Source organism: Pseudoflavonifractor intestinihominis (genome assembly GCF_040096055.1).
GTDB classification, from domain to species: domain Bacteria; phylum Bacillota; class Clostridia; order Oscillospirales; family Oscillospiraceae; genus Pseudoflavonifractor; species Pseudoflavonifractor intestinihominis.
On record NZ_JBBMFK010000025.1, the window covers coordinates 48,671 to 57,997 of the forward strand.

The window sequence follows — 9,327 nt, forward strand, 5'->3', positions numbered from 1 at the left end:
TCCTGCCAAAAAGGACAGAAGACCATAAATATTTAAAATGTAAAGGGGAAAAGTAAAGAAAAGTTTTTCTTTACACAGGCTTTACAAAGGGCTGCGGGACAACTTTACAAAGCCCCGGTATACTAATCCGTGTTCGAGAGAACAACACGAAATGAAGAATGAACAAGACGATTGGAGAATGAACGAAATGAAAAAGATTTCCGCACTCTTCCTTGCCCTGGCCATGTGCGTGGGCCTGATGGCCGGCTGCAGCAGCACCGGCGACACCACTGGCGACCAGCCCAGCACCTCCCCCTCCACCAGCGCTCAGACCGATGTCCAGACCAGCACCCAGCCCAGCGAGAACACCGAGCTGTCCGGCGTTGTGAACCTGAACGGCTCCACCTCCGTGGAGAAGCCCATCCAGGCTCTGGCTGAGGCCTTTATGGAGATGCACCCCGACGTGAAGGTCAACTACGACCCTACCGGCTCCGGTACCGGCATCAACTCTGCGCTGGAGGGCACCTGCGATGTGGGCCTGGCCAGCCGTGACCTGAAGGAGGAGGAGACCTCCCAGGGCCTGACCGCCACCGTGTTCGCCCTGGACGGCATCGCCATCATTGTCAACAGCGAGAACCCCGTGGCCGACCTGACCCTGGACCAGATCGCCAAGCTGGCCACCGGCGAGATCTCCAACTGGAGCGAGGTCGTGGACGGCTATGACGCCCCCGTGGTCCTCATCGGCCGTGAGGCCGGTTCCGGCACCCGCGACGGCTTCGAGTCCATCACCGGCACCGAGGACGCCTGCGTCTACACCCAGGAGCTGACCTCCACCGGCGCCGTCATCCAGGCTGTTGCCGGCAACCCCAACGCCTTCGGCTACGCCTCCCTGTCCGCCGTTGAGGGCGCTGACGGTGTGAAGGCCGTCTCCGTCGAGGGCGTGGCTCCCAGCGAGGAGACCGTTCTGGATGGTACCTACAAGGTTCAGCGTAACTTCAACTTTGTGTTCAACAGCAGCAGCGAGCTGTCCGACGCCGCCCAGGCGTTCGTGGACTTCGCCCTCTCCGCTGACGCCGCCGACCTGATTGCCGGTGCCGGCGCGGTGCCCCTGGCCTGATTAAAACCCTGACTTGTTGGCCTGAGGCGCCTCCGCACAGCCTGCGGAGGCGTCTCAGGCTGACTGAATGTCCGCCCGAAAGGAGCTTTTTCCCACTATGGATGAAACGCTGCATATCTCCCCCGCGGAGGAGTCCAAGCCCCGCCAGGAGAAAAAGACACGGGAGGGCAGAGGCCGCGGGCCTCGGCCCGGCCAGCGCAGCCCCCTGCGGGCCATGGAGCTGGTGATGAACGGCGTCTTCTTCTTCTGCGGCATTGTCGCCATCGTCTTTGTCCTGTTTATCAGCGTCTACCTCATCATCTCCGGCCTGCCCGCCATCGCCAAGATCGGCCTGGTGGACTTCCTCTTCGGCCAGACCTGGGCCTCCACCGCCAAGGACCCCCAGTTCGGCATCCTGCCCTTTATCCTCACCTCCATCTACGGCACCGCCGGCGCGGTGGTGCTGGGCGTTCCGGTGGGTCTGATGACCGCCATCTTCATCTCCAAGGTGGCCCCCAGGAAGCTGGCCGCCGTGGTCCGGCCCGCCGTGGACCTGCTGGCCGGTATCCCCTCCGTGGTGTACGGCCTCATCGGCATGATCGTGCTGGTCCCCGCCGTGCGCAAGGCCTTCAACCTGCCTGACGGCGCCAGCCTGTTCGCCGCCATCATCGTGCTGGCCGTCATGATCCTGCCCTCCATCATCAGCGTCTCTGAGACCGCCCTCAACGCGGTGCCCCGGGAGTACGAGGAGGCCTCACTGGCCCTGGGCGCCACCCACATCGAGACCGTGTTCCGGGTCAGCGTGCCCGCGGCCTCCAGCGGCATCGCCGCCTCCGTGGTGCTGGGCATCGGCCGCGCCATCGGCGAGGCCATGGCCATCATGATGGTGGCCGGCAACGTGGCCAACATGCCGGGCCTGTTCAAGTCGGTCCGCTTCCTCACCACAGCCGTGGCCAGCGAGATGTCCTACGCCGCCGTGGGTTCCCTCCAGCGCCAGGCCCTGTTCTCCATCGCGCTGGTGCTCTTTGTGTTCATCATGCTCATCAATGTGGCGCTTAACGGCCTGCTGAAAAAGAACCGGAAGGATTAAAGGCCCGCCGGTTCCACCTATGAATTTTCCCAAAGGGATGGTATACTAAATGGAAATGAAACGACTTTCCGGACGGCGGCGGGCCTACGACAGGGGCCTGCGGTTCCTGCTGTACCTGTGCGCCTTCCTCACCTGCGCGCTGCTGGTGGGCATCATCGGCTACATCTTTGTCCGGGGCCTGCCCAATGTGACCTGGCAGCTCCTCTCCACCAAGCCCAGCACTATCAAGGGCACCATCGGCATCCTCCCCAACATTCTCAACACCCTCTATATCGTCTTTATAACCCTGATCATCGTCCTGCCTCTGGGCGTGGGCGCGGCCGTGTATCTGACCGAGTACGCCAAGAACCGGAAGCTGGTCTCCGCCATCGAGTTCGCCACCGAGACCCTCACCGGCATCCCCTCCATCATCTACGGCCTGGTGGGCATGCTCTTCTTCGTGCAGTTCTGCGGCCTGGGCACCTCCCTGCTGGCCGGCGGCCTGACCCTGGTGGTCATGACCCTGCCCACCATCATCCGCACCACCCAGGAGAGCCTGAAGACCGTGCCCCAGTCCTACCGGGAGGGCGCCCTGGGCCTGGGCGCCGGCAAGTGGCACATGATCCGCACCATCGTCCTGCCCTCCTCTGTGGACGGCATCGTCACCGGCTGCATCCTGGCCATCGGCCGTGTGGTGGGCGAGTCGGCCGCCCTGCTCTTTACCGCCGGCATGGGCCTGACCATCAACGGCTTTATCAAGGCCATGGGCAGCAGCGGCGCCACCCTCACCGTATCCCTCTACATGTACGCCATGGAGCGGGGCGAGATCGATGTGGCCTTCGCCATCGCGGCCATCCTGATGATCCTGACTCTGGTCATCAACCTGGCGGCCAAGCTGGTGGGCAGCAAGCTGAGAAAAAAGTAAGGAGCGAGCCTTATGGATGAAACGACGATCCTCTCCGCCCGGGACCTGAACCTGTGGTACGGAGAAAACCACGCCCTCAAGGGTGTGAATATCGACATTCCCGAGCGCCAGGTAACCGCCCTCATCGGGCCCTCCGGCTGCGGCAAATCCACCTTCCTCAAGACCCTGGACCGGATGAACGATCTGGTGCCCAACATCAAGATCACCGGCAGCGTCAAGTACCGGGACCAGGAGATCTACGACCCCAGCGTGGACGTGACCTGGCTGCGCAAGCAGATCGGCATGGTGTTCCAGAAGCCCAACCCCTTCCCCATGAGCATCTACGACAACATCGCCTACGGCCCCCGCACCCACGGCATCCGCAGCAAGAGCAAGCTGGACGACATCGTGGAGAAGTCCCTCCGGGGCGCAGCCATCTGGGACGAGGTGAAAGACCGGCTGAAGAAGTCCGCCCTGTCCCTGTCCGGCGGCCAGCAGCAGCGTATCTGCATCGCCCGTGCCCTGGCCGTGGAGCCCGATATCCTGCTGATGGACGAGGCCACCTCCGCCCTGGACCCCATCTCCACCTCCAAGATCGAGGACCTGATCGGGGACCTGAAGAAGGACTACACCATCGTCATTGTCACCCACAACATGCAGCAGGCCACCCGTGTCTCGGACAAGTGCGCCTTCTTCCTCATGGGCGAACTCATCGAGTTCGGGGACACCACCCAGCTCTTCTCCATGCCCAGAGACAAGCGGACCGAGGACTACATCACCGGGAGGTTCGGATAAATGAGAAAGACCTTTGACGCGGAGCTCCAGGAGCTCAACGCGGAGATGATCGACATGGCCGCCGCGGCGGAGGATGTCATCGACGCGGTGACCCAGTCTCTCACCTCCGCCGACCACGACGCGGCCAAGGGGGCCGTGGAGATGACCAAGCACATGGACCAGATGGAGCGGGACATTGAGAACCGCTGCCTGCGGCTGCTCCTCCAGCAGCAGCCCGTGGCCCGGGACCTGCGCACCATCTCCGCCGCCCTGAAGATGGTCACCGACCTGCAGCGCATCGGCGACCAGTGCGCCAACATCGCCGAACTGTCCGGCCTGCTGGGCAATCCGGGCAGGAACCAGGCCATGAAGGACATCCGCACCATGAGCCAGAAGGCGGGCGTCATGGTCAAGCGGGCCATCTTCGCCTACGCCAACCGGGACACCTCCTCCGCCCGTGAGGTGGTGGACCTGGACGACGAGGTGGACAACCTGTTCCAGGCCACCAAGCACGAGCTGGTGGAGCTGATCGTGAACAACCGCAGCGAGGCCGACCAGGCCATTGACCTGATCATCATCGCCAAGTACCTGGAGCGGATCGCGGACCACGCGGTCAACATCGCCCAGTGGGCCATCTACTGCGTGACCGGCGAGCTGGCCGGCTGAGAAACCGGCAAATTTTGTGTGGGGTGATTCCATGTCCCAGGTGATTCTGGTTGTTGAGGACGACGAGAGCATCCGCGAGATGCTCCGCTATTATTTCCAGTCCGTCGGGTACAACGTCCGGGCCTATGAGTCCGGCGAGGCCATGTTCGAGGGGGAGCAGGGGAAGGATTGCCCGGTGCTGTGCATCCTGGACATCATGCTCCCCGGCATGGACGGGCTGGAGATCCTCCGCCGGCTCCGGGCCGACCGGGACCGGGAGGGCGTGCCCGTCATCCTCCTCACCGCCCGCACCGCCGAGATGGACCGGGTCAACGGCCTGGAGGCCGGGGCGGACGACTATGTGGTCAAGCCCTTCGGCATCATGGAGCTCCAGGCCCGGGTGAAGGCGGTGCTCCGCCGCACCCACCGGGGAGAGGAGAACCGCCTCATCCGCTGCGGGGACCTGGAGATCGACCCGGCCGCCCGTGTGGTGCGCCGGGGCGGACAGCAGGTGGACCTGACCTTCAAGGAGTTTGAGCTGCTCCGCCTGCTGGCCACCCACCGGGGCGTGGCCCTCACCCGGGACGAGATCCTCCAGTCCGTCTGGGACTACGACTACACCGGCGAGACCCGCACGGTGGACATGCACGTCAAGACCCTCCGGCAGAAGCTGGGGGAGGAGTACATCACAACCGTCCGCGGCGTGGGATACAAGATGAACTGAACGGCGGCCGGGTGGTGCCGGGGGAATGCCCCGGATGCCGCCCGGTTCTCTGAATACAGGGGGAATTCTGATGAAAAAACGACTGATCTGCGCCACGCTCATCACCGTCCTGGTGGCGCTGCTGGTATCCGGCGCCGTTGGCATCTGGGTGCTGCGGGAGCGGGAGATGAGCGCCGCCCGGCAGAGCCTCCAGGAGCTGCTGGTCCTCATGGACGCCCAGAGCGCCATCACCGAGCCGGCAGACCTGACCGAGCAGTTCCGCCAGGCCGCGCCGGAGAAGCGCCTGACCATCATCGACACCGACGGCACTGTGGTGGCCGACACCGAGGCCGGCCCGGCCGCCATGGAGAACCACGCCGACCGGGAGGAGTTCAAGCAGGCCACGGCCACCGGCTGGGGCGAGTCCCTCCGGTCCTCCGACACGGTGGGCACCACCATGCTCTACGAGGCCAAGCGCTTTGCCGACGGCATGGTGGGCCGGGCCTCCATGCCCGTCTCCTCCATCGACAGCCTGGTGTGGGACAGCGTGGGCGGCTTTGTGGTGGCCGCCCTGGTGGCCCTGGTGCTGGCCCTCATCATGGCCAGCCGCATGGCCCGCCTGGTGCTCAAGCCCCTGACCGTGGTGGGCGACGCCCTCCAGGGCGTGCTGGACGGCGAGGCGGAGGACAAGGCCGCCCTGGCCGCCTATGAGGCCGACGACGAGGTCCGGCCCCTGCTGCGATACATCGACAAGCTGATGGAGCGCCTGAGCGCCTACATCGACGAGATCCGGGCCGAGCGGGACAAGGTCAGCCTGATCCTGGAGTGCATGGACGAGGGCCTCATCCTGCTGGATGAGGAGGGCCATGTCCTCACCCTGAACCGGTCCGCCCGCCGCCTGTTCGGCCTGAGCGACGACTCCGACGGCAGCGGCATCCTGCTGCTCACCCGCTCCCGCCGCCTGCGGGAAGCCCTCAAGACCGTCCGCACCGAGAAGACCCCCGTGGTGCTGGACCTGGACGACCCGGCCTTTGACGGCAAGAGCCTGCGCATGTTCCTCTCCCCGGTCACCGGCCGGCAGTACGAGGGGGAGACCGTGGGCGCCTCCATCCTCATCTCCGACGTGACCGAGCTCAAGCGGGCCGAGGGCATCCGCAGCGAGTTCACCGCCAACGTGTCCCACGAACTCAAGACCCCCCTCACCAGCATCAAGGGCTTCACCGACATGCTCTCCTCCGGCATGGTCAAGAGCGAGGAGGACCGGAAGCGCTTCCTCACCATGATCGGCGTGGAGGTGGACCGGCTCATTGAGCTCATCAACGACATCCTGAAGATCTCCGAGCTGGAGTCGGTGGCCATCGACCAGTGCGAGGAGGCCAGCGACGTGCTCTCCGCCGCCAAGGAGACCCAGACCCTTCTGGAGCCCGCCGCCAAGGAGGCGGGGGTGTCCCTGACCGTCACCGGTGAGAGCGCCATGGCGGCCATTCCGGTGAGCCGGCTGAAGGAGCTGCTCCTCAACCTGATGGAAAACGGCGTGAAGTACAATGTGAAGGGCGGCAGCGTCAACGTGACCGTGTCCGCCGACAGCGCCTGGGTTACTGCCGTGGTGGCCGACACCGGCATCGGCATCCCAGCGGACGCCCAGAAGCGGGTCTTTGAGCGCTTCTTCCGGGTGGACAAGGGCCGGGCCCGGAAAAACGGCGGCACCGGCCTGGGGCTGGCCATCGTCAAGCACATCGTCCAGCTCTACGGCGGTACCGTCACCCTGGAGAGTGCTCTGGGCGAGGGCAGCACCTTTACCGTGAAGCTGCCCAGAGCAGCCGAGAAGAACGGAAACTGAATCATCGACCAAGAGCGCCGCTCCGGTTCTCCCGGAGCGGCGCTCTTTTGCACCCATTCCGGCGGAGAGAATAGGATAAGGTAGTCGCGGTGAATGGAGGAACGACCCATGAGACAAGAACTGAATTTCTGGGTGATCGGCGGGGATATGCGCCAGGTCCGGCTGGCCGGCCTGCTGGCTGCCGACGGGCACAGCGTCCACACCTTTGCCCTGGAGCAGGGGGAGCGGCCGGAGCAGGTGCGGGAGGCGGCCACCCTGCGGGAGGCCGCCCTGGCCGACTGCGTGATTCTCCCTCTGCCGGTGGAGGGGGAGACGGGAATGCTGAACGCGCCGCTGTCCGCCGGAAGGCACAGCCTGTCCCAGGTGCTGGACGCCCTCCGCTCCGGGCAGGTGATCTGCGGCGGCCGGGTGTCCCGGGAGGCGGCGGTGCTGGCGGAGGAGCGGGGACTGGTGCTCCGGGACTATTTTCTGCGGGAGGAATTGGCCGTAGCCAACGCGGTACCTGCCGCATGGGGTATTTTGCAGCGCCGGGGTGCTTTCTTAAGGCGTCCGGGCATATGCTCTCCCGAGAGGGGAAGGAGGGCGAGACCATGGAGGAGCGGACTTCCATTGACCCGGAGCTGAAGCGCCTGGTACGCCGGGGAATCATCCGCCATCTGCACAAGAAGGGCGTCATCACCCGGACAGAGGCGGAGAAATTGCTGGGGGAGGTGAGGCAGTGACAGCGGAAGACGAGCTGCTGGTGGCGGCCTACTGCCGGGTGTCCACCGACCGGACGGACCAGGTCAACTCCCTGCGCAGCCAGCGGGAGTACTTCCATACTTATATTCAAAACCACCCCGGCTGGCGGCTGGCCCAGGTGTACGCCGACGAGGGCCTGTCCGGCACCAGCGTCCGCCGCCGGGCTGCCTTTCAGCAAATGCTGGAGGACGCGGCGGCGAAAAAATTTGGCCTCATTCTCACCAAGGAGGTCTCCCGTTTTGCCAGAAACACGGTGGACACCCTGGCATACACCCGCAGACTGAAGGAGATGGGGGTAGGGGTGGTCTTTCTCAGCGACAACATCGACACCCGGGACAACGACGGGGAACTGCGCCTTACCATCATGGCCAGCATGGCCCAGGAGGAGTCCCGCAAGACCTCCCAGCGGGTGAAGTGGGGCCAGCGCCGCCGGATGGAGGCGGGGGTGGTCTTTGGCAGCGACTCCACCTACGGTTTTGAGACCAGAGGAGGCGCCCTCACTGTCCGCCCGGCGGAGGCCGAGGTGGTCAGGCTCATCTACCATAAATATCTGGCCGAGGGGAAGGGGGCCCACGTCATCGCCCGGGAGCTGGACCGGGCGGGGATCGCGCCGCCCAAAGCGGAGCGCTGGTCGGAGAACACCATCCTCCGCATGCTCCGCAACGAGAAGTACGCGGGAGATCTGCTCCAGAGGAAGTACATCACCCTGGACTACCTGACCCACCGGAAGGTGGAGAACCGGGGCAGGGAGGAACAGATCTATCTCCGAGACCACCATCAGGCCATCGTGGACCGGGAGACCTGGGAGGCCGTCCAGCGGGAGCTGGCCCGGAGGCGCGGAGTCCGGCAGGGGGGAGAGCGGCACTCCGCCCGCTACTGGTCCTCCGGCCGGGTGAAGTGCGGCGGGTGCGGCGGAACTTATGTTCCGCGGACCAGCCGCCGGAAGGACGGCGCCGTGTACAGGAGCTGGGGCTGCCGGAACAGCTGCGGCATGGGGATGGTCAACGACAAGGCGCTCTTTGCCTGCGGGCAATTTGCCCTGGAACAGCTGGGGGCGGACCCGGCGGCAGAGCTGGCGGAGCTGTCCGGACAGATCGAGAGGATCAGGGCCCAGGAGGGGAAAACATCAGCCAGGGAAGAATCCCGGCGCAGAGAGGGGGAGCGGCGGCTGCGCCGGGCATTGGAGGGCTATCTGGACGGCGTGATCACGGCGGCAGAGCTGGCGGCGGTGCGGGCGCAATATCAGACGGAACAGGAGCGGGCAGAGGAGCCGGAGAAATGCAATGCGCCGCCCTTACCCGACATCACCCGGGAGTTGTGGGAGGAGATCCTGTGGGAGACGGAGGCGCAGGTAAGGGTATTCCCCGGCAGTCTGGAGTTTTGGTTTCGGGGGCAGAGAAAAGGACTCCGCGTTTGGTATACCACGGAGGGGAAAGGGGAACACTATAAGACAGTTTTCCAGCGCTGGGAGAGGCGGGAAAAATAAAATGAAGAAATCTGAAGAAAAGTGTTGACAAGTCGGGGATGGGGTGGTAATATAGACAAGCTCTCCGCGAGAGAGCGGCCGAGCGAAAGA

The 9,327-nt window shown here is 64.7% G+C and carries 10 protein-coding genes; all 10 read left to right on the plus strand.

Going from position 1 to position 9,327, the window contains the following annotated elements; all coding sequences use genetic code 11:
* Positions 1 to 187 precede the first annotated feature (187 nt).
* The 10 genes from WMO64_RS13475 (at position 188) to WMO64_RS13520 (ending at position 9,237) form a co-directional block, all read left to right on the plus strand.
* Positions 188 to 1,096, plus strand: a complete 909-nt coding sequence (locus tag WMO64_RS13475; protein WP_349232305.1) for a phosphate ABC transporter substrate-binding protein — start codon at positions 188 to 190, stop codon at positions 1,094 to 1,096.
* 214 nt (positions 1,097 to 1,310) lie between these two features.
* Positions 1,311 to 2,165, plus strand: a complete 855-nt coding sequence (pstC, locus tag WMO64_RS13480; protein ID WP_294516665.1) for a phosphate ABC transporter permease subunit PstC — start codon at positions 1,311 to 1,313, stop codon at positions 2,163 to 2,165.
* A gap of 49 nt (positions 2,166 to 2,214) precedes the next feature.
* Entirely contained in the window at positions 2,215 to 3,069 is an 855-nt protein-coding gene (gene pstA / locus WMO64_RS13485) for a phosphate ABC transporter permease PstA (protein WP_294516346.1), read from the plus strand.
* 12 nt (positions 3,070 to 3,081) lie between these two features.
* On the plus strand, positions 3,082 to 3,843 hold the full coding sequence (pstB, locus tag WMO64_RS13490; protein WP_294516344.1) for a phosphate ABC transporter ATP-binding protein PstB: 762 nt from the start codon (positions 3,082 to 3,084) through the stop codon (positions 3,841 to 3,843).
* On the plus strand, positions 3,844 to 4,488 hold the full coding sequence (gene phoU / locus WMO64_RS13495; RefSeq protein ID WP_294516342.1) for a phosphate signaling complex protein PhoU: 645 nt from the start codon (positions 3,844 to 3,846) through the stop codon (positions 4,486 to 4,488).
* Positions 4,489 to 4,519: 31 nt separating this feature from the next.
* Positions 4,520 to 5,191 carry a response regulator transcription factor gene (locus WMO64_RS13500; protein WP_294516339.1) on the plus strand — a complete coding sequence of 224 codons (672 nt, stop codon included), beginning with the start codon at positions 4,520 to 4,522 and terminating at the stop codon, positions 5,189 to 5,191.
* Positions 5,192 to 5,261: 70 nt separating this feature from the next.
* Positions 5,262 to 7,010: a sensor histidine kinase gene (locus WMO64_RS13505; protein WP_349232306.1), complete on the plus strand. Its 1,749-nt coding sequence runs from the start codon at positions 5,262 to 5,264 to the stop codon at positions 7,008 to 7,010.
* A gap of 108 nt (positions 7,011 to 7,118) precedes the next feature.
* Positions 7,119 to 7,634 carry a dipicolinate synthase subunit A N-terminal domain-containing protein gene (locus WMO64_RS13510; RefSeq protein ID WP_349232307.1) on the plus strand — a complete coding sequence of 172 codons (516 nt, stop codon included), beginning with the start codon at positions 7,119 to 7,121 and terminating at the stop codon, positions 7,632 to 7,634.
* On the plus strand, positions 7,601 to 7,732 hold the full coding sequence (locus tag WMO64_RS13515) for a hypothetical protein (protein WP_294516331.1): 132 nt from the start codon (positions 7,601 to 7,603) through the stop codon (positions 7,730 to 7,732). Before WMO64_RS13510 ends, WMO64_RS13515 begins: the two co-directional genes overlap by 34 nt.
* Entirely contained in the window at positions 7,729 to 9,237 is a 1,509-nt protein-coding gene (locus WMO64_RS13520) for a recombinase family protein (RefSeq protein ID WP_349232308.1), read from the plus strand. The genes WMO64_RS13515 and WMO64_RS13520 overlap by 4 nt, the downstream gene beginning before the upstream one ends.
* The last annotated feature ends 90 nt before the right edge of the window (positions 9,238 to 9,327 follow it).